This is a genomic window from Streptomyces venezuelae, assembly GCF_008642355.1.
GTDB classification, from domain to species: domain Bacteria; phylum Actinomycetota; class Actinomycetes; order Streptomycetales; family Streptomycetaceae; genus Streptomyces; species Streptomyces venezuelae_B.
Genome location: NZ_CP029193.1, coordinates 3,425,806 through 3,446,824, shown reverse-complemented (window position 1 = coordinate 3,446,824; position 21,019 = coordinate 3,425,806). Strand labels below are relative to the sequence as shown.

21 protein-coding genes and 1 pseudogene are annotated in these 21,019 nt (G+C 71.5%); 12 read left to right on the top strand and 10 right to left on the bottom strand.

Annotation, left to right across the window (positions count from 1 at the left end; all coding sequences use genetic code 11):
• Positions 1–49 precede the first annotated feature (49 nt).
• From DEJ47_RS15900 to DEJ47_RS15890, 3 genes are read left to right on the top strand one after another with little or no spacing between them, the layout of a single operon-like run.
• Positions 50–1,576: a flavin-containing monooxygenase gene (locus DEJ47_RS15900; RefSeq protein ID WP_150168923.1), complete on the top strand. Its 1,527-nt coding sequence runs from the start codon at positions 50–52 to the stop codon at positions 1,574–1,576.
• Entirely contained in the window at positions 1,573–2,502 is a 930-nt protein-coding gene (locus DEJ47_RS15895) for an alpha/beta fold hydrolase (protein WP_150168921.1), read from the top strand. The genes DEJ47_RS15900 and DEJ47_RS15895 overlap by 4 nt, the downstream gene beginning before the upstream one ends.
• Entirely contained in the window at positions 2,499–3,377 is an 879-nt protein-coding gene (locus tag DEJ47_RS15890; protein ID WP_150168919.1) for an SDR family oxidoreductase, read from the top strand. Before DEJ47_RS15895 ends, DEJ47_RS15890 begins: the two co-directional genes overlap by 4 nt.
• 69 nt (positions 3,378–3,446) lie before the next feature.
• On the opposite strand, the gene DEJ47_RS15885 is transcribed toward DEJ47_RS15890, so the two are convergent.
• Together DEJ47_RS15885 and DEJ47_RS15880 are read right to left on the bottom strand one after the other, a co-directional pair.
• Positions 3,447–3,653, bottom strand: coding sequence for a hypothetical protein (locus DEJ47_RS15885; RefSeq protein WP_150168917.1), 207 nt, complete (start codon positions 3,651–3,653; stop codon positions 3,447–3,449).
• Between the two features lie 116 nt (positions 3,654–3,769).
• The gene (locus DEJ47_RS15880) at positions 3,770–7,057 is read right to left on the bottom strand and encodes a S41 family peptidase (RefSeq protein ID WP_150168915.1); all 3,288 of its coding nucleotides are present in this window, start codon (positions 7,055–7,057) and stop codon (positions 3,770–3,772) included.
• Between the two features lie 217 nt (positions 7,058–7,274).
• Between DEJ47_RS15880 and DEJ47_RS15875 the strand changes: the two genes are divergently transcribed.
• Together DEJ47_RS15875 and DEJ47_RS15870 are read left to right on the top strand one after the other, a co-directional pair.
• Positions 7,275–7,865 carry a TetR/AcrR family transcriptional regulator gene (locus tag DEJ47_RS15875; RefSeq protein WP_150168913.1) on the top strand — a complete coding sequence of 197 codons (591 nt, stop codon included), beginning with the start codon at positions 7,275–7,277 and terminating at the stop codon, positions 7,863–7,865.
• Between the two features lie 94 nt (positions 7,866–7,959).
• On the top strand, positions 7,960–10,197 hold the full coding sequence (locus DEJ47_RS15870; RefSeq protein WP_150168911.1) for an MMPL family transporter: 2,238 nt from the start codon (positions 7,960–7,962) through the stop codon (positions 10,195–10,197).
• 59 nt (positions 10,198–10,256) lie between these two features.
• Here the strand turns inward: DEJ47_RS15870 and DEJ47_RS15865 are convergent, their stop codons facing one another.
• A complete protein-coding gene (locus DEJ47_RS15865) occupies positions 10,257–10,601 on the bottom strand; it encodes an SsgA family sporulation/cell division regulator (protein ID WP_150168908.1) in 345 nt (114 codons plus the stop codon).
• 197 nt (positions 10,602–10,798) lie between these two features.
• On the opposite strand from DEJ47_RS15865, the gene DEJ47_RS15860 reads away from it, so the two are divergent.
• From DEJ47_RS15860 to DEJ47_RS15845, 4 genes are all read left to right on the top strand, one after another.
• Complete coding sequence (locus DEJ47_RS15860; protein ID WP_150168906.1) at positions 10,799–11,872, top strand: energy-coupling factor ABC transporter permease; 1,074 nt, start codon at positions 10,799–10,801, stop codon at positions 11,870–11,872.
• A 32-nt stretch (positions 11,873–11,904) separates the two neighbouring features.
• Positions 11,905–12,666, top strand: coding sequence for a cobalt ECF transporter T component CbiQ (gene cbiQ, locus DEJ47_RS15855; RefSeq protein ID WP_150168904.1), 762 nt, complete (start codon positions 11,905–11,907; stop codon positions 12,664–12,666).
• Positions 12,654–13,463, top strand: coding sequence for an energy-coupling factor ABC transporter ATP-binding protein (locus tag DEJ47_RS15850; protein ID WP_223828373.1), 810 nt, complete (start codon positions 12,654–12,656; stop codon positions 13,461–13,463). Before cbiQ ends, DEJ47_RS15850 begins: the two co-directional genes overlap by 13 nt.
• A gap of 77 nt (positions 13,464–13,540) precedes the next feature.
• A complete protein-coding gene (locus DEJ47_RS15845; RefSeq protein ID WP_150168902.1) occupies positions 13,541–14,716 on the top strand; it encodes a serine hydrolase domain-containing protein in 1,176 nt (391 codons plus the stop codon).
• Between the two features lie 361 nt (positions 14,717–15,077).
• Here DEJ47_RS15845 and DEJ47_RS15840 read toward each other — a convergent pair whose 3' ends face one another.
• A complete protein-coding gene (locus DEJ47_RS15840; RefSeq protein ID WP_150175668.1) occupies positions 15,078–15,344 on the bottom strand; it encodes a hypothetical protein in 267 nt (88 codons plus the stop codon).
• 5 nt (positions 15,345–15,349) lie between these two features.
• Complete coding sequence (locus DEJ47_RS15835; protein WP_150168899.1) at positions 15,350–15,844, bottom strand: hypothetical protein; 495 nt, start codon at positions 15,842–15,844, stop codon at positions 15,350–15,352.
• A 110-nt stretch (positions 15,845–15,954) separates the two neighbouring features.
• On the opposite strand from DEJ47_RS15835, the gene DEJ47_RS15830 reads away from it, so the two are divergent.
• Positions 15,955–16,317 carry a PadR family transcriptional regulator gene (locus tag DEJ47_RS15830; protein ID WP_150168897.1) on the top strand — a complete coding sequence of 121 codons (363 nt, stop codon included), beginning with the start codon at positions 15,955–15,957 and terminating at the stop codon, positions 16,315–16,317.
• Complete coding sequence (locus DEJ47_RS15825; RefSeq protein ID WP_150168895.1) at positions 16,314–16,952, top strand: permease prefix domain 1-containing protein; 639 nt, start codon at positions 16,314–16,316, stop codon at positions 16,950–16,952. The genes DEJ47_RS15830 and DEJ47_RS15825 overlap by 4 nt, the downstream gene beginning before the upstream one ends.
• A 43-nt stretch (positions 16,953–16,995) precedes the next feature.
• Here DEJ47_RS15825 and DEJ47_RS37630 read toward each other — a convergent pair.
• Both DEJ47_RS37630 and DEJ47_RS15815 read right to left on the bottom strand, forming a co-directional pair.
• Positions 16,996–17,160 (bottom strand): annotated as a pseudogene (locus tag DEJ47_RS37630) (DUF397 domain-containing protein); the annotation flags it as partial.
• A gap of 27 nt (positions 17,161–17,187) precedes the next feature.
• Positions 17,188–18,048 carry a helix-turn-helix domain-containing protein gene (locus DEJ47_RS15815; RefSeq protein ID WP_398337656.1) on the bottom strand — a complete coding sequence of 287 codons (861 nt, stop codon included), beginning with the start codon at positions 18,046–18,048 and terminating at the stop codon, positions 17,188–17,190.
• Between the two features lie 79 nt (positions 18,049–18,127).
• Here DEJ47_RS15815 and DEJ47_RS15810 point away from each other — a divergent pair, with 79 nt between their 5' ends.
• Positions 18,128–18,904, top strand: coding sequence for an alpha/beta fold hydrolase (locus tag DEJ47_RS15810; RefSeq protein ID WP_150168893.1), 777 nt, complete (start codon positions 18,128–18,130; stop codon positions 18,902–18,904).
• Between the two features lie 314 nt (positions 18,905–19,218).
• On the opposite strand, the gene DEJ47_RS15805 is transcribed toward DEJ47_RS15810, so the two are convergent.
• From DEJ47_RS15805 to DEJ47_RS15795, 3 genes are all read right to left on the bottom strand, one after another.
• Positions 19,219–19,416: a DUF397 domain-containing protein gene (locus DEJ47_RS15805; protein ID WP_150168891.1), complete on the bottom strand. Its 198-nt coding sequence runs from the start codon at positions 19,414–19,416 to the stop codon at positions 19,219–19,221.
• Positions 19,417–19,529: 113 nt separating this feature from the next.
• A complete protein-coding gene (locus DEJ47_RS15800) occupies positions 19,530–20,381 on the bottom strand; it encodes a DMT family transporter (protein ID WP_150168889.1) in 852 nt (283 codons plus the stop codon).
• Complete coding sequence (locus tag DEJ47_RS15795) at positions 20,378–20,923, bottom strand: YbaK/EbsC family protein (RefSeq protein ID WP_161234813.1); 546 nt, start codon at positions 20,921–20,923, stop codon at positions 20,378–20,380. Before DEJ47_RS15795 ends, DEJ47_RS15800 begins: the two co-directional genes overlap by 4 nt.
• Positions 20,924–21,019: the final 96 nt, after the last annotated feature.

Genomic DNA, 21,019 nt, shown 5'->3' with positions numbered 1-21,019 from the left:
TGCGCCAGTAGACACTGGCAGGGTTCAGGTACTTCCGGGAGGCTGCGGAATGACAGAGCACGAGCACGTACGGGTGGCGGTGATCGGATCCGGCTTCGGCGGCCTCGGTGCCGCCGTGCGGCTGCGCCGCGAGGGCATCACCGACTTCGTCGTCCTGGAGCGCGCCGGCGCGGTGGGCGGCACCTGGCGCGACAACAGCTACCCGGGCTGTGCCTGCGACGTGCCCTCGCACCTGTACTCGTTCTCCTTCGCGCCCAACCCCGACTGGCCGCGCACCTTCTCCGGGCAGGAGCACATCCGGGAGTATCTGGAGCACGTCGCCGACACCTTCCGGCTCCGCCCGCATCTGCGCCTCGACACCGAGGTGAAGCTGATGACCTGGGACGCCGACCAGCTGCACTGGGTCATCGAGACCAGCAACGGCACCTACAGCGCCGACGTCGTCGTCTCCGCGACCGGCCCGCTCTCCGACCCCAAGACCCCGGACATCCCCGGCATCGACACCTTCCCCGGCAAGGTCTTCCACTCGGCCCGCTGGGACCACGACTACGACCTGAGCGGCAAGCGCGTCGCCATGATCGGGACCGGCGCCTCCGCCATCCAGATCGTGCCCGAGATCCAGAAGAAGGTCGGCAGGCTCACCCTCTTCCAGCGCACGCCCCCGTGGGTGATGCCGCGCGCCGACCGCGCCATCAGCGGCGCCGAGCGCTGGCTCCACAAGCAGCTGCCCTTCACCACGCAGGCCAGGCGCGGCCTCCTGTGGGGCATCCGGGAGCTGCAGGTCCAGGCGTTCACCAAGCGGCCCAACGAGCTCGGCATGGTCGAGCAGATCGCCAAGCGGAACATGTACCGGGCCATCAAGGATCCGGCGCTGCGGGCCAAGCTGACCCCGACGTACCGCATCGGCTGCAAGCGCATCCTGCTCTCCAACACGTACTACCCGGCGCTCGCGCAGCCCAATGTCGACGTCGTCGCCAGCGGTCTGAGCGAGGTGCGCGGCAACACCGTCGTCGCCGCGGACGGCACGGAGACCGAGGTCGACGCGATCATCTTCGGCACCGGCTTCCACGTCACGGACATGCCGATCGCCGAGCGCGTGGTGGGCGACGAGGGCCAGACGCTCATGGAGAGCTGGAAGGGCGGCATGAACGCGCTGCGCGGCGCGACCGCGGCCGGCTTCCCCAACTGGATGACGATCATCGGTCCGAACACCGGGCTCGGGAACTCCTCCATGATCCTGATGATCGAGTCGCAGCTGAACTACATGGCGGACTACCTGCGCCAGCTCGACGTCCTCGGAGGCCGTGCCGCCCTCGCCGCCCGGCCCGACTCCGTGAGCGCCTGGAACCACCGCGTGCAGGAGCGGATGAAGCGGACCGTGTGGAACACGGGCGGCTGCAACAGCTGGTACCTCGACGAGAACGGCGTCAACACGACGGTCTGGCCCGGTACGACCACCGAGTTCAGGGCGGCGACACGACGGGTCGACCTCTCCGAGTACGAGGTGGTGCGGCCCCCGAAGCCGCGGGCCGCGGAGGCCTCCGCCCGCAAGAAGAAGGTCGAGGCCGGGGCATGAGCCGGCTGACCCACGTGACCAGCGGCCCCTACGCCCCGCCCGTCGCCGCCCGCGAAACCACCGCCGTCTCCGCCGACGGCGCCCGCATCCACGTCGAGGTGCACGGCCCCGAAGGGGCGCCCGCCGTGGTGCTCGCCCACGGGTGGACCTGTTCGACGGCGTTCTGGGCGGCGCAGATACGCGACCTGTGCACCGACCACCGCGTCATCGCGTACGACCAGCGGGGGCACGGACGGAGCGTGGCCCCCTCGGCCGCCGACGGGTACAGCACACGGGCCCTCGCCGACGACCTGGAAGCGGTCCTCGCCCAGACGCTCGCGCCGGGCGAAAAGGCCGTGCTCGTGGGGCACTCCATGGGCGGCATGACGATCATGGCCGCGGGCGACCGCGCCGGGGTGCGGGAGCACGCCGCCGCCGTCCTGCTGTGCAGCACGGGGAGTTCGGCGCTGGTCGCCGAGGCGCTGGTCGTGCCGCTGCTGCGGGCCGGACGGGCCAGGACCCGGATCACGCGCTCCGTGCTCGGCTCGCGCGCCCCGCTCGGGCCCGTCACGCCCGTGGCCAAGCGCATCCTCAAGTACGCGACGATGGGCCCCGGCGCCGCGCCCGAGAAGGTCGAGGCCTGCGCGCGCATCGTGCACGCCTGCCCCCGGGACGTGCGCCACGGCTGGTCGAGCGTGCTCGACGCGCTGCAACTGGACGTCGAGGTGGGCGCGTTGCAGACACCCACGGCCGTGATCGCCGGCACAGCCGACCGTCTCACGCCCGTCGTGCACGCGCGGCGCATCGCCGCCGCCCTGCCGGAGTGCCTGGGGCTCACCGAGCTCCCCGGGATCGGACACATGACACCCATCGAGGCGTCCGAGGCCGTCACCGGACGGATCAGGGAGCTCGTCACAACGTACGTACAGGTCAAGGAGGGCGCATGAGCAGGGTCAGCCTCGAAGGACAGGTCGCGGTCGTCACGGGCGCGGCGCGCGGAGTCGGTGAACTGCTCGCGCGCAAGCTGTCGGCGCGGGGCGCGAAGGTCGCCCTCGTCGGCCTGGAGCCGGACGAGCTGAAGCAGGTGTCGGAGCGGCTGCACACGGAGTCCGCGCACTGGCACGCCGATGTCACCGACCACGCGGCGATGGCGCGGGTCGCGCAGGAGGTCAAGCAGCACTTCGGCAAGGTCGACATCGTCGTCGCCAACGCGGGCGTGGCCAGCGGCGGACCGTTCGTGGAGTCCGACCCGGACGCGTGGCGGCGCGTCATCGAGGTCAACCTCATCGGCAGCGCGGTGACGGGCCGGGCCTTCCTGCCCGTCCTCATGGAGAGCCGCGGCTATCTGCTGCAGATCGCGTCGCTCGCCGCGATCACTCCGGCGCCGATGATGACGGCGTACTGCGCGTCGAAGTCGGGTGTGGAGGCGTACGCGCACGCGCTGCGGGCCGAGGTCGGCCACAAGGGCGTCAAGGTCGGTGTCGGCTATCTGTCCTGGACCGACACGGACATGGTGCGGGGCGCCGACCAGGACGACGTGATGCGGGAGTTGCGGCAGCGGCTGCCGTGGCCGTCCAACAAGACGTATCCGCTGGGTCCCGCCGTGGACCGGATCGTGGCGGGCATCGAGCGCCGCTCCAGCCATGTGTACGCGCAGTGGTGGCTGCGGGGAATGCAGGGCATCCGCGGCTACCTGCCCGCGGTCATCGGGTCGGTCGGCCAGCGCGAGATGAAGCGGTTCGAACCGCGGCTCGGCAGCGTGTCCACGGGGCTCGTCGGGGCGGGCGGCTCGGCGGACGAGCAGGCGCGCGCGGTGAGTTGATCCGCGGGCTCTCAGCGGGAACGGCAGAGGCCCCCGGCGTCCCGGGGGCCTCCTCGCACGAGCTACACGTCAGGCGTCGTAGTCCCGGTCGAACTTGTCCCGCTGCTGCTGCGCGGCGTCCTGCGCCTCGTCGGGCAGCTGCGAGGACCGCTCACTCGCCTCGTCCTGGGCCTGCGAGGCGCGGTCGCGCGCCTGGTCGCCCTGGTCGCCCATGGAGCCCTTGGCCTTGTTGGCGAGGTCCTGAGCCTTGTCCTGGAACTGGTCCTTGATGCCCATGCGTTTCTCCCGTTTCTGGGTGAGGGGGATGGGGCCTCGACCAGATTTACACGCCCGGACATGTCGCGCATTTCGATCATGTGAGGCCCTGCGTACGGGGCTTCACGACCGGGCCCTCAGGGCCGGGGCGGCAGCGGTGGGCGGCTCCGGTCCGGCACGTCCGAGTGGTCCGGTGGCGAAGCCGCCGGGTTCCGCTCCAGGAGGTCGAGGGCCAGCTGCACCGCGTCGTCGAGCTGCGCGTGCCGCCCCTCGGCCCAGTCCAGCGGGGTGCGCAGGATGTCGAGGTCGGGACTGACTCCGTGGTTCTCCACGCCCCAGCCGTACGCGTCGAACCAGCCCGCGTTCATCGGCACCGTGATCACCGTGCCGTCGCCGAGCGTGTGCCGCCCGGTCATGCCGACCACGCCGCCCCACGTGCGCTGCCCCACGACGGGCCCGAGCCCGAGCAGCTTGAAGGCCGCCGTGATCATGTCGCCGTCGGAGGAGGTCGCCTCGTCGGCGAGCGCCACCACGGGCCCCCGGGGGGCGTTGGAGGCGTACGACACCGGCTGGGCGTTCCGCGTCAGGTCCCAGCCGAGGATCTTCCGCGTCAGCTTCTCGATGACGAGTTCGCTGATGTGGCCGCCCGCGTTGCCGCGCACGTCCACGATGAGCGCGGGTCGCGACACCTCCAGGCGCAGGTCCCGGTTGAACTGGGCCCAGCCCGAGCCGCCCATGTCGGGGATGTGCAGGTAACCGCACTTGCCGCCGCTCAACTCCCGTACGACGTCGCGGCGTTTGGCGACCCAGTCCTGGTAGCGCAGGGGGCGTTCGTTGATGAGGGGGACGATCGCGACCCGGCGGGCCCGCCCCTCGCCCTCGGGCTCGAAGGTCAGCTCGACCGTGGTGCCGCCCGCCGCCGAGAGCAGGGGGTAGGGGCCGGTGACCGGGTCGACCGGGCGGCCGTCGATGTGCGTGAGGACGGCGCCCTCCCGGATGCCCGCGCCGGCCAGCGGGGAGCGTGCCTTGGAGTCGGAGGAGTCGCCGGGCAGGATGCGTTTGACCATCCAGCCGTCGTCCCTGCGCACGAGGTTGGCGCCGAGGAGGCCCATGGCGCGCTGGTAGTGCGGGGGGCCTTCGTTGCGGCGGGCGGGGGAGACGTACGCGTGGGAGGTGCCCAGTTCGCCGAGGACCTCGCGGAGCAGGTCCGCGAACTCGTCGGGGGAGGCGACCCGTTCGACCAGCGGCCGGTACTGCGCGAGGACGCCGTCCCAGTCGACGCCGGACATCTCGGGGTCCCAGAAGTAGGCGCGGATGATCCGGCCCGCCTCCTCGTAGGCCTGGCGCCACTCGGCGGCCGGGTCGACCTCGTGCAGGATGCGGCGCAGGTCGATCCAGACGGTCGTGTCGACGTCGCCGACCTCGGTGGAGGGCACGGCGCTCAGGTCGCCCTCGTCGACGACCACGAGCCGCGATCCGTCGCCGCTGGGTGCGAACCAGTCGAGGTGGTCGACGAGCTGGGACTTCTTGGCCTTGGTGATGTTGAAGTACTCGAGGGTGGGGCGGCCGGACATGTCGGCGGGGTTCACGAAGGTCTCGCCGAGCGCGCCGGAGATCGGCCAGCGCAGCCAGACCAGGCCGCCGCCGCTGACGGGGTGCAGCGCCGAGTACTTCGACGCGGAGACGGGGAACGGCGTGACCCGTGACTCCAGGCCCTCGATCTCCACCATGGTGGTGCCGTCGCCGCCACTGCCCTCGGCCGGGTCGAGGCCGCCCGCGGCGGGCCGCCCGTCGGGCAGCAGCGCGAACGGGGACGGGGTCGCCGAGGAGAGCGGTACGAGGTAGGGGCGGCAGCCGAGCGGGAAGGACAGGTCGCCGGTGTGCACGTCGTAGACCGGGTCGAAGCCGCGCCAGGAGAGAAAGGCGAGGTAGCGGCCGTCGCGGGTGAAGACGGGGTTCTCGTCCTCGAAGCGGCCGTTGGTGACGTCGACGATCGCGCGCATGCCGGGGCCCGCGATGCGGGCCAGCTTGATCTGGCGCAGGGAGCGGCCGATGCCGGGGTGCGACCAGGTCAGCCAGCAGCCGTCGGGCGAGAAGGCCAGGTCGCGGACGGGCCCGTTGATGGAGCGGATCAGCTCGGTGACCTCGCCGTCGGACTCCTCCGTGACGTCGAGGAGGAGCAGGCGGCCGTCGTTGGAGGCGATGGCGAGGCGCTCGCCGTCGCGGTCGGCCACCAGTTCCTGGACGCGGCCGAGCTGCCCGCTCGCCAGCCTGCGGGGGTCGCGGGCGCCGCTGGCCCGGGGCAGGTAGGCGATCTCGACGGCGTCCTCGCCGTCGGCGTCGGTGACGTAGGCGACCTGCCCGCCCGTGCCGAGCATCTCGGGCAGCCGGACGCGCACGCCGGGGGTGTCGTGGATGGTGCGGGCGGGGCCGTCGCGGTGGGTGAGCCAGTAGAGGGAGCCCCGGACGACGACGGCACTGGCCCGGCCCGTCGTGTCCACGGAGAGCGCGTCGACGTGCTGGGCGGCCGGCACCTGGTAGATCCGGCGCCCGGCGCGCGGCCCGCCGAGCCGCACGTCGAGCCTGCGGGGCACGGAGTCCGCCGCGAGACCGTCGACGAGCCAGACGTCGCCCGCGCACTGGTAGACGACGCGGGTGCCGTCGCTGGAGGCGTGGCGGGCGTAGAACGTGTCGTGGTCGGTGTGGCGGCGCAGGTCTGAGCCGTCGGGCAGGCAGGAGTACAGGTTGCCGACGCCCTCGTGGTCGGAGAGGAACGCGATGCGTCCCGCGACGAACATGGGGGAGTCGAGGTGCCCGTCGAGGTCGGCGAGGATCTGCTCGCCGTGCACCCACAGGCGGCCGGTCGCGCCGCCCCGGTACCGCTTCCAGGCGGCGGGTTCGTGCGGCGGCTTGCCCGTCAGGAGCAGGGTCTTGCGGTCGCTGTCGCCGTCGGCGAGGGAGTCGGTGATCGCGATGTCCCAGACCGGGCCCCAGGGCAGCTTGCCGCCGGGGGAGCCGTCGGTGGGAACGCTGTAGGCCCAGCAGAAGTACGAGAAGGGCTGGCCGTGCGAGGAGACGGCGAGGATGTCGCCGTCGGGGGACCAGCCGCAGACCCGGGTGTCGGTGCTGCCCCAGTACGTGAGGCGGCGTGCGGGTCCGCCGTCCACGGGTGCGAGGTGGATCTCCGGGTCGAGGCTGCGCCAGGTCGTGTACGCGATGTGGCGGCCGTCCGGCGAGAAGCGGGGGTGGCTCACCTTCGTACGGTCGACGGTGAGCCGCCAGGCCCGGTCGGCGGGTGAGCCCTCGGGGGAGAGGGGCGCCACCCACAGGTCGTCCTCGGCCGCGAAGCAGAGGCGATCGCCGCTGAGGTGCGGAAAACGCAGGTAGGCGTGGTCGTCTTGGAGGTCGTCGCGCTCGTCGGTCACCTCACCATGCTTTTCCGCTCGGGGGGCGGCGGCAACTTGTGCCGGGGGTGAATGGCGGGGGAGGCGGGGGCCACGCGGGCGGGGTGACGCAGCACACGTACGAAACGGTTTCGTTTCGCTCGGCGGGGGGCGTACAGTCTTGGCGTACGAAACCGTTTCGTTCCGAGAAGCGCGTTCCGTGTGATGAGCACCGAGTGACGAGCAGGAGGTGAAGATCGTGGCGGAGACCGCGACCACGCGGCGCACCAGGATCACGCCCGAGCGCGAGGCCGAGCTGTACGAGGCCGTGCTCGACCTGCTCCGCGAGGTCGGTTACGACGCCCTCACCATGGACGCCGTCGCCGCCCGCACCCGGTCCAGCAAGGCGACCCTCTACCGCCAGTGGGGGAGCAAGCCGGAGCTGATCGCCAAGGCGCTGCGGCACAACAAGCCGGCGTCCCTCGCGGACATCGACACCGGGTCGCTGCGCGGCGACCTGTACGAGATGGTGTCCCGCTCGGACGACTGCCAGATGGAGAAGGACGCCGCGCTGATGCGGGGCCTGTTCCATGCCATCCACGACAACCCCGAACTCCACCAGGCGCTGCGGAACCTGCTCATCGAGCCGGAGCTGACGGGCCTGAACGACCTGCTGCGCAGGGCCGTGGAGCGCGGCGAGGTCGCCGCGGACAACCCGGCGCTGGAGTTCGTCGTCCACATGATGGTCGGCGGTTTCGTCGCCCGGGACCTCATCGAGGACCGCCCGGTCGACCGCGAGTTCCTCGCCTCGTACATCGATGCCGTGATCCTCCCCGCCCTCGGCATCTGACCCTCCCCCCCGTTCCTGACGCGCACCGCTCACGTCGTCGGGCTGATCTCCCCTGCCCAATCCGGACACACGACCTGACCGGGAGTACGCCTCCGTGGCCACTTTCCTCTACAAACTCGGCAAGCTCGCCTTCAGGCGACGCCACTTCGCCGCCCTCATATGGGTGGCGCTCCTGACGCTCGCCGGGGTCGGCGCCGCGTCCGCGCCCACCGCCGCCTCCAGCAGCTTCTCCATACCCGGCACGGAGGCCCAGAAGGCCTTCGACCTGCTGGAGAAGCGGGCCCCCGAGGCCAGCGCCGACGGGGCGAGCGCCCGCATCGTCTTCAAGGCGCCGGACGGCGAGAAGGTCACCGACAAGGCCAACAAGGCCGAGATCGACAAGACCGTCGCCGCCGTCAAGGCGGGCTCGGACCAGGTGGCCCGCGCCGACAGCCCCTTCGTCTCCAAGACGGTCAGCAAGGACGGCTCCACGGCGTACGCCTCCGTCTCGTACAAGGTCACCTCGATGGAGCTGACCGACGACGACCGCGACGCGCTGGAGAAGACCACCGACAAGGCGCGCGATTCGGGGCTCACGGTCGAGGTCGGCGGCGACGCGCTGCAGGCCATGCCCGAGACCGGCTCCACCGAGATCATCGGCATCGCGGTCGCGGCGGTCGTCCTCGTCATCACCTTCGGCTCGCTCATCGCGGCCGGACTGCCGCTGATCACCGCGCTGATCGGCGTGGGCATCGGCGTCTCGTCGATCACCGCGCTCGCCGACGCGCTCGACCTCGGCACCACCACGTCGACGCTCGCCATGATGATCGGCCTCGCGGTCGGCATCGACTACGCCCTCTTCATCGTCTCGCGCTACCGCGGCGAACTCGCCGAGGGCCGCGACCGCGAGGAAGCGGCGGGCCGGGCCGTCGGCACCGCGGGCTCCGCGGTCGTCTTCGCCGGACTCACCGTGGTGATCGCGCTGGTCGGCCTCGCCGTCGTCAACATCCCGATGCTCACGAAGATGGGCTTCGCCGCGGCCGGCACGGTCGTCATCGCCGTCCTCATCGCGCTCACCCTCATCCCGGCGCTGCTCGGGTACGCGGGCAAGCGCGTGCTGCCCATGGGCGAGAAGAGCAAGCTGTTCGGCGGGGGGAAGAAGAAGGCCGCCGACGGTGAGACCGCCGGTGAGCCGAAGCAGAACATGGGCACCCGCTGGGCCCGCTTCGTGGTCCGCCGCCCCATCGCGGTGCTGCTCGTCGGCATCGTGGGCCTCGGCGCCGCGGCCATCCCGGTCTCGAAGCTGGAGCTCGGCCTGCCGGACGACGGCGCGCAACCGACGTCCACGACCCAGCGCAAGGCGTACGACCTGGTCTCGGACGGCTTCGGGCCCGGCTTCAACGGCCCGCTGATGGTCGTCGGCGACCTGGAGGGCGCCGACGACCCGAAGGCCGCCGCCGGTGAGATCACCAAGACGATCTCCAAGCTCGACGACGTCCTGACGGTCACCCAGCCGATGTTCAACAAGGAGAAGAACACCGCGATCATCAGCGTCGTCCCGTCCTCCAAGCCCAGTGGCCTGGAGACCGAGGACCTGGTCCACTCGATCCGCGACAGCGGCGCGCAGATCACGTCGGACTCGGGCGCCGAGATCATGGTCACCGGCACCACGGCCATGAACATCGACGTCTCGCAGAAGCTCAACGACGCCCTGCTGCCCTATCTGGCGCTGGTCGTGGGCCTCGCGTTCCTGCTCCTGATCGTCGTCTTCCGCTCGATCCTGGTCCCGCTCAAGGCGGCCCTCGGCTTCCTGCTCTCGGTCCTCGCGGCCCTCGGCGCGGTCGTCGCGGTCTTCCAGTGGGGCTGGCTGGGCTCGCTCTTCGGCGTCGAGCAGACCGGCCCGATCATGTCGATGATGCCGATCTTCATGGTGGGCGTCGTCTTCGGCCTCGCGATGGACTACGAGGTCTTCCTCGTGACCCGCATGCGGGAGGCGTACGTCCACGGGGAGCGGCCGGGGCAGGCGATCGTGACCGGGTTCCGGCACGGGGCCCGGGTGGTCTCGGCGGCGGCCGTCATCATGATCGCGGTCTTCGCCGGCTTCATCGGCTCGTCCGAGCAGATGGTCAAGATGATCGGCTTCGGCCTGGCCATCGCGGTCTTCTTCGACGCGTTCGTGGTCCGCATGGCCCTGGTGCCCGCGGTGCTGGCGCTGCTCGGCAAGAAGGCGTGGTGGCTGCCCAAGTGGCTGGACCGCGCGCTGCCGAACGTCGACGTCGAGGGAGAGGGCCTGCGCACGGCGGCGGAGAGGGACGCGGACGCTGCGGCGGACAGGGAGCCGGCGCGCGTCTGACCTGGCTGACCCGCGTACGCCCTGGTGGGTGACCGGGCCGGCGGTCGCGTGGGTGCGGCTCAGTGGGTGACCGGGGTGGCGGTCGCGTGGGTGCGGCGCAGGAAGCGGATCAGCGCCGACGCGTCGAACTGGACGACCGTCACCCCGTCCGCCTCGTGGAACTCCACGACCGTCTGGACCCGCCCGCACGGCCATACGTGCACGTTGCCCGAGGTCACGGGCGCCCGGAGGCCCCGCTCCAGGAGCTGCCGGGAGAAGACCCGATGAGGGGAGCCGGGGAGGCCGATCCGCACCGCGTGCGGGTCGGCCTCCGCGTCGTAGTGGAGGATGACGGGGACCGCGCGGTGGCCCTCGGAGGAGTCCGTGACGAGGTGGGCGCGTGCGTACTGCTCGACTGCGGACATCGCTGAACTCCTCATCCTTACGGGCGCTTCATCACCAATGTCCCATATGTACGGAACTTCGCCGCGGGTGGGACCGGCGGTCGGCGTAGTCGAATCGGGACCGACGCGCTCTTGCAAGCCGTTTGCAACAGGGCACTATCATTGAACGGTTCACGAGCCGTCCGCCCTGCCCAGGGCCCCTGCCCAGGAGCGCGCGCATGCATGTCCCCGACGGGTTCATCGACGTCCCGGTCTCGGCAGCCGCCGGGGTCGTCGCGGCAGGCGCCGTCGCCGTCAGCCTCAAGGGCGCCCGGCGCGAGCTGGACGAGCGCACCGCGCCGCTCGCCGGACTCGTCGCGGCCTTCATCTTCGCCGTGCAGATGCTGAACTTCCCCGTCGCGGCGGGCACCAGCGGCCACCTCCTCGGAGGCGCGCTCGCCGCGATCCTCGTCGGACCCTTCACCGGGGTGCTCTGCGTCTCCGTCGTCCTGCTCATGCAGGGCGTGCTCTTCGCGGACGGCGGGCTGACCGCGCTCGGCGTGAACATCTCCGACATGGCGATCGTCACGACCGTCGTCGCCTACCTCGTCTTCCGCGGCCTGGTGAAGGTGCTGCCCCGAGGCCGCCGCTCCATCACCGTCGCCTCCTTCGTCGCCGCCCTCCTCTCCGTGCCGGCCGCCGCGGTCGCCTTCACCTTCCTCTACGCCCTCGGCGGCACGACCGACGTCTCCATCGGCAAGGTGGCCACCGCGATGGTCGGCGTCCACGTCCTCATCGGCATCGGCGAGGCGGTCATCACCGCGCTGACGGTGGGCGCGGTGATCGCCGTACGGCCGGACCTGGTGTACGGGGCGCGGGGCCTCACCCAGCGGCTCAAGCTGCGCGTCGCCGGTGAACTGGTGGACGCGCCGTCCGCCGAGCCCGCGCCCGTCGCCGCCCGCTCGTCCCGGTCCACCCGCCCGGTCTGGATCGCGGGCATCGTCGCCTCCCTCGTCCTCGCGGGCTTCGTCAGCTTCTACGCGTCCGCCGACCCCGACGGTCTGGAGAAGGTCGCCCACGACAAGGGCATCGACAAGAAGGCGGAGGAGCACGCCACCGCGGACTCCCCGCTCGCCGACTACGGCGTCAAGGACATCACCGACGCCCGCCTCTCCGGCGGCCTCGCGGGCGTGATCGGCGTCGGCGTCACGGTCGTCGCGGGCTCGGCGGTCTTCTGGACACTGCGCCGCCGCCGTACGGGCGACACGTCACCGGCCGCCGCGCCGGACGACGTCACCTCCGAGAAGGTCTGACGTGGACGACGCCACCTCGGGAAAGGCCTGACATGGGTGCGGGCCACGCCCACCGGCTCTACCGGCAGGGCCACTCACCGGTGCACGCGCTGCCCCCGCAGACCAAGCTCGCGGCGGTCCTCTGCTTCGTGATCGTCGTGGTCTCCACGCCGCGCGAGGCGATGTGGGCGTTCGGCCTGTACGCGGTGCTGCTCGGCGTGGTCGCGTACGCCGCCCGCGTCCCCGCGGGCTTCCTGCTGAAGCGGCTCCTGATCGAGATCCCGTTCGTGGCGTTCGCCGTGCTCCTGCCGTTCGTCGCGCAGGGCGAACGCGTCGACGTCCTCGGCCTCTCCCTGAGCGTCAACGGACTCTGGGGCGCCTGGAACGTCCTGGCCAAGGGAACGCTGGGCGTCGCCGCCTCGGTGCTGCTCGCCGCCACGACCGAGCTGCGCGAGCTGCTGCTCGGACTCCAGCGGCTGAAGCTGCCGCCGCTGCTCGTCCAGATCGCCTCGTTCATGATCCGGTACGGCGACGTGATCACGGACGAGATGCGCCGCATGAAGATCGCCCGGGAGTCGCGCGGCTTCGCGGCGCGCGGCGTACGGCAGTGGGGCGTCCTCGCCAAGTCGGCGGGCGCGCTCTTCATCCGCTCGTACGAGAGGGGGGAGCGGGTGCATCTGGCCATGGTCAGCCGTGGCTATGCCGGGTCGATGCCGGTCATCGACGACATCACGGCCTCCCGCGCCCAGTGGACGTACGCGCTGACCCTGCCCTTGACCGCGCTCGTCGTCTGTCTGCTGGGATGGATTCTGTGACCGATGTGCCTGATGTGACTGCTGTGCCTGGTGCGGCCTCTTCGAAGATTCCCGCATCCCTTGAGGTGTCGGGCCTCGCCTTCGCCTACCCGGACGGGCACCAGGCCCTCTTCGGCGTCGACTTCACCGTCGGGCGCGGCGAGCGCGTGGCCCTGCTCGGGCCGAACGGCGCGGGCAAGACGACGCTCGTCCTGCACCTCAACGGCATCCTGACCGGCGGCGCGGGCACGGTCACGGTCGCCGGGCTGCCCGTCGGCAAGACGCACATGGCGGAGATCAGGCGCCGCGTCGGCATCGTCTTCCAGGACCCGGACGACCAGCTGTTCATGCCGACCGTGCGCGAGGACGTGGCTTTCGGGCCTGCGGCGGCCGGGCTGCGGGGGCCCGAGCTGGAGGCGCGGGTGCACAAGGCGCTGGGGCAGGTGGGCATGGCGGAGTTCGCCGACCGGCCGCCCCACCACCTCTCCTTCGGGCAGCGGCGCAGGGTCGCGGTGGCGACGGTGCTCGCGATGGAGCCGGAGATCCTCGTCCTGGACGAGCCGTCCTCCAACCTCGACCCGGCCTCGCGCCGCGAGCTCGCCGACATCCTGCGCTCGCTGGACGTGACGGTCCTGATGGTCACGCACGACCTGCCGTACGCCCTTGAGCTCTGCCCCCGGGCCCTGATCCTCAGTGACGGCGTCATCGCGGCGGACGGTCCGACGGGTGAGCTGCTCTCCGACGGGGACCTGATGGGCGCCCACCGCCTGGAACTGCCTTTCGGCTTCGATCCGAAGACGGTGCGGGTGACAAGCTAGGGAATCGACGGCGTTCGGGTGCTGTTGGCCTTGTCATGGATGGCGTTGTTGATGGCGTTGTGGGTGACGTGGGTGTGATGGGCAGGGTGCACGGCACCGTGGCCCCGGGGTACGAGCCGGTGCGGGACGCGTTCGTACGCAACTTCGGCGAGCGCGGGGAGCGGGGCGCGGCGGTCACCGTGTACCGGGACGGGCGCCGTGTCGTCGACCTGTGGGGCGGTGCGAAGGACGTCGACGGGGACGTCGGGGCCGGGGGCGCGCCCTGGGAGCGGGGTACGGCTCAGATCGTGCGCTCGGCGACGAAGGGCGTGGCGGCGGCCGTGCCGCTCCTCCTGCATCAGCGGGGGGAACTCGACCTGGACGCGCCGGTCGGCTCGTACTGGCCCGAGTTCAAGGCGCGCGGCAAAGAGCGTGTTCTCGTACGTCACGTCCTCGCGCACCGCGCCGGTGTACCCGCCCTGGACCGTCCGCTGACGCCCGCAGAGGCGCTCGACCCTGACCTCGGCGCCGCGGTGGTCGCGGCGCAGGCCCCCTTCTGGGTGCCCGGCGAGGACCACGGCTACCACGCGCAGACGTACAGCTGGCTCGTCGGCGAACTCGTCCGGCGCGTGACGGGGCGGCCGGTGGGGGAGTGGCTGGCGGAGGAGATCGCGCGCCCGCTGGGGCTGGACCTGTGGTTGGGGCTGCCCGAAGCGGAGGCGCGCCGGGTGGGGCGGCTGGGCCGCGTCGAGGCTCCGGCGGGGCTGGGCGGGCTCCGGATGCGGCCGAAGCGGAACGTGGCGGAGGCGTATGCGGATGCGGAGTCGCTGACTCGGCGTGCGTTCGGGGCGATCGATCCCTCGCCGGACGAGAACGACGCGGCGTACCGGGCGGCGGCGTTGCCCGCGTCCAACGGTGTCGCCACGGCGGACGGGCTGGCCCGGTTCTACGCGGGGTTGGTCGGCGGGGTGGAGGGCGGGGGGCGGCTGTTCACCCCGGCCACGGTGGAGGCGGCCCGTGCGGAGGCGTCCGCGGGGCCCGACCGCGTCCTGGTCGTCAACACGCGCTTCGGCCTCGGCTACATGCTCCACGGCGCGGCGTCGCCACTCCTCGGCCCCGGCTCCTTCGGCCACCCGGGCCGCGGCGGCGCGCTCGGTTTCGCCGACCCGGAGTCGGGCGTGGCGTTCGGCTACGTCACGAACGGCATGAACAAGGGGGTTACGGCGGATCCGCGGGCGCAGTCCCTTGTGCGGGCGCTGCGGGAGTCGCTGTAACCGTCCGGCACGCCGCCCTGCGGAGGCGCACGTTCGCGCGCCGTGCCTTGCCGCCACGGTCTGGCCTGACGCCCCCCTGCGCGCGGGGGCCGCACCCGAGCCTGCGGCCCCGCCCCCCTGGCGCGTCCCGCCAGCTCCCCACCCGCCCACCCTGACGGTGCGCCCCAGGCCTCACGGCCCAGCCCACCGATTCATCGCCCAACCGCCTCCGCCTCCGCCACCAGCCAGTGGACCGGCACCGTCGCACCCCATTCCTCGGCGCCACGGCGCGACCGCCTCACCCCGCCCACCACCCCGCCACCGTCTTCTACCGGCGCCGACGCGTCACTGGCACCGTCCAGCCCCAGCCCCAGCCCCAGCCTCAGCCCCAACGCTTGCCTTCGCCCCCCGCCTCGACCCGGCGCAGGACCAGCAGGCCCCCGACCCCGGGGGCGACCGAGCGCCACCGTACGGCCCGCGTCGACGTGCACGGCAGCATCCACGTGGACGCGATGACGACCAGATACGCCGTGCCGTGCAGCGGGCCCAGCAGTGCCGAGAGCGGACGGGCGTGGACTGTCAGCAAGTTGGCCAGGAGCAGCACCAGGGACGCCGCCTCGACCACCGCCGCGATGCGAAGCGTGCGCACGGCGATCACGCCCCCGTCGTGGAGCCGGGACGGACGATCATCAGGACGGTGACCGTCGCCCAGAGCAGGTTGAAGATGCCAGTGAGCATGGCGAGACGGGCCGCCGCGCGGCGTGCGCCCCGGGCCGGGTCCGACGCATCCGCCGCCCTGTCCAGCAGCGCCCGCTGCCTCGGCAGGATCACCAGCGCGAGCAACCCCGCCGCGATCATCGTCAGGATCAGCGAGGCGATCAGCCAGGCGTCGGTGAGGACGTCGAGCTGGACGGCCGTGGCGATGCCGAAGACGGGGACGGCGAGACCTGCGACGGCGTAGGCGCGGCAGACGCGGTGCAGCAGCGCGGCGATGCCGGGGGCCCGATCATCAGCCGCCTCCACGTCACCGTCACCACCACCGCCCAGGGCCCGCAACGCGTAACGCGGAAACATCGACGCGGCGACCGTGATGGACCCCACCGCGAGGATCGCGGCGAGGACATGCACGGACAGCAGGAATTTGGTCACGGCGGGACCCCCGAAGGTCGGAGTGGCACGGATGCGTTGGCAGCCAACGCAATTACGTTGGCTGCCAATACATACACCGCCAACCCATCCTTTGTGTAGGCTGCCTACTCATGAAGGCGGATGCGGTGCGAGGGCACCTCGACGGGCTGCTGCTTGCCGTACTGGAGCCGGGCCCGCTGCACGGGTACGCGATCATCACCGCCGTGCAGCGCCGCAGTGGTGGCGCGCTGGAGCTGCGTACGGGCACGATCTACCCGGCGCTGAACCGCCTGGAGCGCCTCGGCCTGCTGAGCAGCAGCTGGGAGTCGGCGTCGGGCGAGCGTCGCCGCAGAGCGTACGAGCTGACGGACACGGGACGCGCGACGCTCGCCGGGGAGCGGGCGGCCTGGACGGAATTCACCGCGGCGATCGGCGCGGTCCTGAACCCCGGACCCCAGACCGCAGGCGGCGCACAGCCCGGACTCGCCACATGAGCCCCATCGACGACCATGTCGCCGCGCTGACGGCGGCCCTGCGCGGCCCCGAGCGCGCCAAGTCCCGCCTCATCGAGGAGATGCACGACGGGCTCCTGGACACGGCGGCCGCGTACGCCGATGCGGGAGTGGACGAGGGGGAGGCGGCGCGCCTGGCGGTAAGGGACTTCGGCACGATCCAGGACCTCGCCCCCGCCTGCCAGCACGAACTGACCATCGCCCAGGCGCGACACACGGCCCGGACGATCACGCTCACCGCCCCGTTCCTACTGGCCTGCTGGTACCTGGCGAGGGGCGACCTGCTCTGGCAGCAGCTCGCAACGCACCTGACCCTGATCGCCACGGTCGCGGCTCTGCTGGCGGCGGCAACGCCGGCGGTCACGGGCACCCTTGCCCGCCGCTTGCCTACCCCCCACCGCCTGCCGCTGGCGGTCGCATGGGCCGGCACGACGGCCAGCGCGGCCATGGCGGTGGCAACCCTCTCCCTGGCCGTCGCGGCGGCCCTCGCCACGAACTGGCTCCTGCTGACAGCGGCGGGCGCCCTGGCGGCAGCGTCCCACGCGGTGGTGGCGACGTCGGTGCGGGCGTGCCGCCGCTGTGTGGGTCTGAACCCGGCACAACCGGCGGCCGGCTGACCCGGGGCTGCCTGGCGCGGGCGCCCTTGTTCTCGTCGACGAAGCGCCGCCACGCGGTACCGTCGAAGGCAAGGGCGGGCCCCGCCGGGTCCTTGCTGTCGCGGACGGCCGTGCGGTACGGCAGATAGGCGCGGTGGTACCCAGACAGCGAGGCGGGTACTGGGCCCTGAGCCCTGGCGATCACGGAGGTGCAACGCTCTGTGATCATGGTTCTGAGTGCCTTGAGTGCACCCCCTCACTCGACGGCCACCGTCGCCTGCCATGCGCCCGGACGCATGCCTGTCGCCTTCCGGAAGAACACCGAGAAGTTGGACGCGTCGGGGAAGCCGAGCGTGTTGGCGCAGGCGGCCGCGGTGAGGCGGTCGTGTGCGAGGAGCCGTTTGGCTTCCAGGACGATCCGATCGACGATGTACGCCTTCGCGGTACGGCCGGTGACCTGCCGCACCGCTCTTGAGAGGGTGCGGGGCGCGTATCCCAGTGTCCGGGCGTAGTAGCCGGCGTCGTGATGTTCCCGGTAGTGCGCTTCGACGCTGGACCGGAACAGTCTGAACACCGGATTGATCGACCGTGCTTCGGCGTGTGGGGGCCGGAGCCGGGCGATGAGCGCGGAGAGCAGGATCTCGGGCAGCTCCGTCGAGCCATCCCCTGGTGGAGCGGACGCTTCGAGGAGGAGATGGTTGCGGGCGGCGTCGACGAACGGCCAGTCGGCGTCGGGAATGTTCCAGTGTGCAACCAGGTCCGGGGACCCGACGAGCTCCCGGGTGGCGTGGGTGACCGGCGCGGTCGGCACGAACAGCACGACGTGCCCAGCCACGCCAGCGATGTCATCCCATCGGTGCACAGCTCCAGGAGCGACCCACACCGCGGACCGCTCTTGGAGCGGGTGTCGGAGGAAGTCCACGGTGACGGATCCGTGCCCGGCATCGACGACGGCGAGGACGTGGAAGTCGGCACGCTGTGTCCCGCCGTCGTTCAGCTCGCGAAGGCGGTCGAACGTCATGGTTTCGACAGTGGCGGCACGGCGCCCGACGGGCTGGTAGGTCATCTGCCGGATCACAGTCATCTGTCCAGTTTCCACCATCGGGCGACCAGTCATGCCGATGCCCCGGCGCAGCGGCAAGGATTCAATGGACACGCAGATAAACCGCCCCAGAACACTGACCGAGAGATGCACGATGAACACGACGCAGCAGCCGCCACTGCCCGCTTATGACCACCGGCCGGGGGCCGGACCGACCCTGGTGTTTCTGCACTACTGGGGTGGATCCGCCCGCACCTGGGACCTCGTCGTCGACCGCCTGGCGGGACGCGACATGCTCACTGTCGACTTCCGAGGGTGGAGTCGCTCGAGCAACCTGACCGGCCCTTACTCCCTCCGCCAACTCGCCGATGACACGCTCGCCGTGATCGCCGACGCGGGCGTCACCGACCACGTCCTCGTCGGACATTCCATGGGTGGCAAGGTCGCGCAGCTCATCGCGGCGACCCGGCCCGTCGGCCTCCGGGGGATCATCCTCGTCGGTTCCGGTCCGGCGAAGCCCGCCGCAGGGATCACTCCCGAGTACCGGGAAGGCCTTTCCCACGCCTATGACTCCGACGAGTCCGTCGCCGGCGCACGGGATCACATCCTCACCGCGACCGAGCTGCCTGAATCGATCAAGTCGCAGATCGCGACCGACTCGCGGGCCAGCACCGACGCCGCCCGCACGGAGTGGCCACTGCGCGGCATCGCGGAGGACGTCTGCGAGCACACCCGCATGATCAGCGTCCCCGCCCTCGTCGTCGCCGGGGAGAACGACCATGTCGAGCCCGTCGACGTGCTCGTCGACAACCTGGTGCCCTACCTCCCCGGAGCCGATTTCACGGTGATTCCGAACACGGGTCACCTGATCCCGCTGGAAGCTCCGGCCGACCTCGTCGACGCAATCACGGCATTCGCACCAGCAGCCTGATCACCTGCGCGGCCGGAAAATCGACTTCGTCCCCGATCACCCGCGGGACGCCCCGCCGCGTGACAGCGCGTGGCCCAGGTCCGATCCTCCCGCGTTGATACGCACCCCGGCCAGACCCGCTTGCCGCGGCCGGCCGGGGCGACAAGCAGGCCGCTCTGTCGCTCTACGAGCCGGAGCAGCGACGACTTGACCGCCTGAAACGCTCAGGCATGACGGACGGAGCTGCCGTACCCAATGGGGCTGGCGGCGGCTGAACGCCGACCATGCAACGCCCGGTTGTCAGATCGGGACTTTCGGCGTGCCCACGCCCAAGGTCACTCGGACCGTGCTGACTTGAGCCCTGTGACGAAGGAGTTCCCTGCCTCTTCAGGGAAGCTGAGCGTCGACCCCTTCGGATCCTTGCTGTCGTGTACGGCAAGCCCTCCAGTTGCAGTGTGCGCGATCTCCAAGCAATCAGCGAGGTGGAGACCCGGTATCTGCGGATGGCCGACGGCGTACGGATCGAGGCGCACGACGACGCCTGCGAGTTGCCGCAGTCAGCCCCGCTGACCGGTGACGACGCGCGCTCCCGGCGTGGGCGGCCGCCCGGGTCGCCGGGCGGCCCCCCCTCACACACCCCGCCGCACTACCCCGCATGCAACATCAACCCGATCCCCGCCACCATCAACCCCGCCGCCACCAACCTCGGCGCCCCGAACCGTTCCTTGAAGAAGATCGCGCCTATCGCCGCGCCCACAATGATCGAGGACTCGCGCAGCGCGGAGATCGGGGCCAGGTCCGCCCGTGTCTGGGCCCACAGGACCAGGCCGTACGCGGAGACCGAGAGCGCCGCGCCCACGAGGCCGACGAGAGCGAACGGGCGCAGGCGTGGGGCGAGTTCGCCGCGCCAGCGGTACGCCGCGTAGAGCGGGACCGCGATGCCCTCCAGGATCATCAGCCACGCGATGTAGCCCATGGAGGAGCCGGAGGCGCGTACGCCCAGGCCGTCCACCACCGTGTACGCCGCGATCGACACACCCGTCGCGAGTGCCGCGCCGATCGCCGCCCAGTCGGGGCGGCGGCCCGAGCCGCGGATGCCCCACAGGGCGAGGCCCGTGAGGCCCGCGCACGAGACCGCGACGCCCGCCGCCTGCCAGCCGTCGGGGACCTCACCCGCGAAGACCGCCGCGAGGACGGTGACGACCAGCGGCGCCGTACCGCGCGCGATCGGGTACGCCTGGCCGAAATCGCCCAGCTTGAACGACTTCATCAGCAGGGCGTAGTAGCCGACATGGATCGCGGCGGAGAGGAGCAGGTACGGCCACGCCTCCGCGTCCGGGACCGGGACGAAGGGGGACAGGAGCAGGCCGATCAGCGTGCCGCCGCCCGATATGAGCGTGAAGCCGACCAGCTTGTCGGTGATGTGGTGGGCTATCGCGTTCCAGCACGCGTGCGTGACGGCGGCGAGCAGGACGGCCGCCGCGACCAGCGGGGTCACGCGGCGGTCTCGCGCACGTCCACCAGCGTGCCGCCCGCCTGGGCGATCAGCGTCTCGGGGGCCATCGGGAAGACCGCGTAGGGCGTGCCGGCCGCCGCCCACACCTCCTCGTGGGCGAGGAGGGAACGGTCGGCCAGGACGCGGGTCTTCGTGGCGTGGCCGAAGGGGGGTACACCCCCGATCGCGTAACCGGTCGTCTCGCGCACCACGTCCGCCTTCGCCCGGGTCACCTTCTCCGCACCCAGCTCCCGGCGTACAAGGTCCAGATCCACTCGTGACGCGCCGTCCATCAGGACGAGTACGGGGACTCCTCCCCCAAGCTCTCGACCTTGCTCGAGCAGGGGGGACCCCCACGCCGCGAAGATCAGCGACTTGCAGATCTGGCTCAGGTCGCAGCCGATGGCCGCGGCCGCCTCCTGCGCGGTGCGCGTCTGCTCCGGGAAGCGGCGGACCCGGGGAAGCAGATCGCCGAGGCCCCGTTGCTTCAGGGCCTCGGCGAATCGGGGGTGGGCGTCGGATGCTTCGGGTGCTGTTGCGCTCATGCCCGGCACGCTAGCGGTCCGTGTACGGGGCACGCGACCACGTATCCGCATAGCGGACAGCGCGTATCGAGACGCGTACGCCGCACCCCTCCGGCA

Excerpts from the sequence above, each read along its gene's own strand:
- cbiQ (WP_150168904.1), top strand. The coding sequence starts at position 11,905 with ATGGGTGCGGGCCACGCCCACCGGCTCTACCGGCAGGGCCACTCACCG.
- DEJ47_RS15885 (WP_150168917.1), bottom strand. The coding sequence starts at position 3,653 with ATGGGCATCAAGGACCAGTTCCAGGACAAGGCTCAGGACCTCGCCAAC.
- DEJ47_RS15850 (WP_223828373.1), top strand. The coding sequence starts at position 12,654 with ATGGATTCTGTGACCGATGTGCCTGATGTGACTGCTGTGCCTGGTGCG.
- DEJ47_RS15815 (WP_398337656.1), bottom strand. The coding sequence starts at position 18,048 with ATGACTGGTCGCCCGATGGTGGAAACTGGACAGATGACTGTGATCCGG.
- DEJ47_RS15845 (WP_150168902.1), top strand. The coding sequence starts at position 13,541 with ATGGGCAGGGTGCACGGCACCGTGGCCCCGGGGTACGAGCCGGTGCGG.
- DEJ47_RS15900 (WP_150168923.1), top strand. The coding sequence starts at position 50 with ATGACAGAGCACGAGCACGTACGGGTGGCGGTGATCGGATCCGGCTTC.
- DEJ47_RS15810 (WP_150168893.1), top strand. The coding sequence starts at position 18,128 with ATGAACACGACGCAGCAGCCGCCACTGCCCGCTTATGACCACCGGCCG.
- DEJ47_RS15865 (WP_150168908.1), bottom strand. The coding sequence starts at position 10,601 with ATGTCCGCAGTCGAGCAGTACGCACGCGCCCACCTCGTCACGGACTCC.
- DEJ47_RS15825 (WP_150168895.1), top strand. The coding sequence starts at position 16,314 with ATGAGCCCCATCGACGACCATGTCGCCGCGCTGACGGCGGCCCTGCGC.
- DEJ47_RS15860 (WP_150168906.1), top strand. The coding sequence starts at position 10,799 with ATGCATGTCCCCGACGGGTTCATCGACGTCCCGGTCTCGGCAGCCGCC.
- DEJ47_RS15795 (WP_161234813.1), bottom strand. The coding sequence starts at position 20,923 with ATGAGCGCAACAGCACCCGAAGCATCCGACGCCCACCCCCGATTCGCC.
- DEJ47_RS15895 (WP_150168921.1), top strand. The coding sequence starts at position 1,573 with ATGAGCCGGCTGACCCACGTGACCAGCGGCCCCTACGCCCCGCCCGTC.
- DEJ47_RS15890 (WP_150168919.1), top strand. The coding sequence starts at position 2,499 with ATGAGCAGGGTCAGCCTCGAAGGACAGGTCGCGGTCGTCACGGGCGCG.
- DEJ47_RS15830 (WP_150168897.1), top strand. The coding sequence starts at position 15,955 with ATGAAGGCGGATGCGGTGCGAGGGCACCTCGACGGGCTGCTGCTTGCC.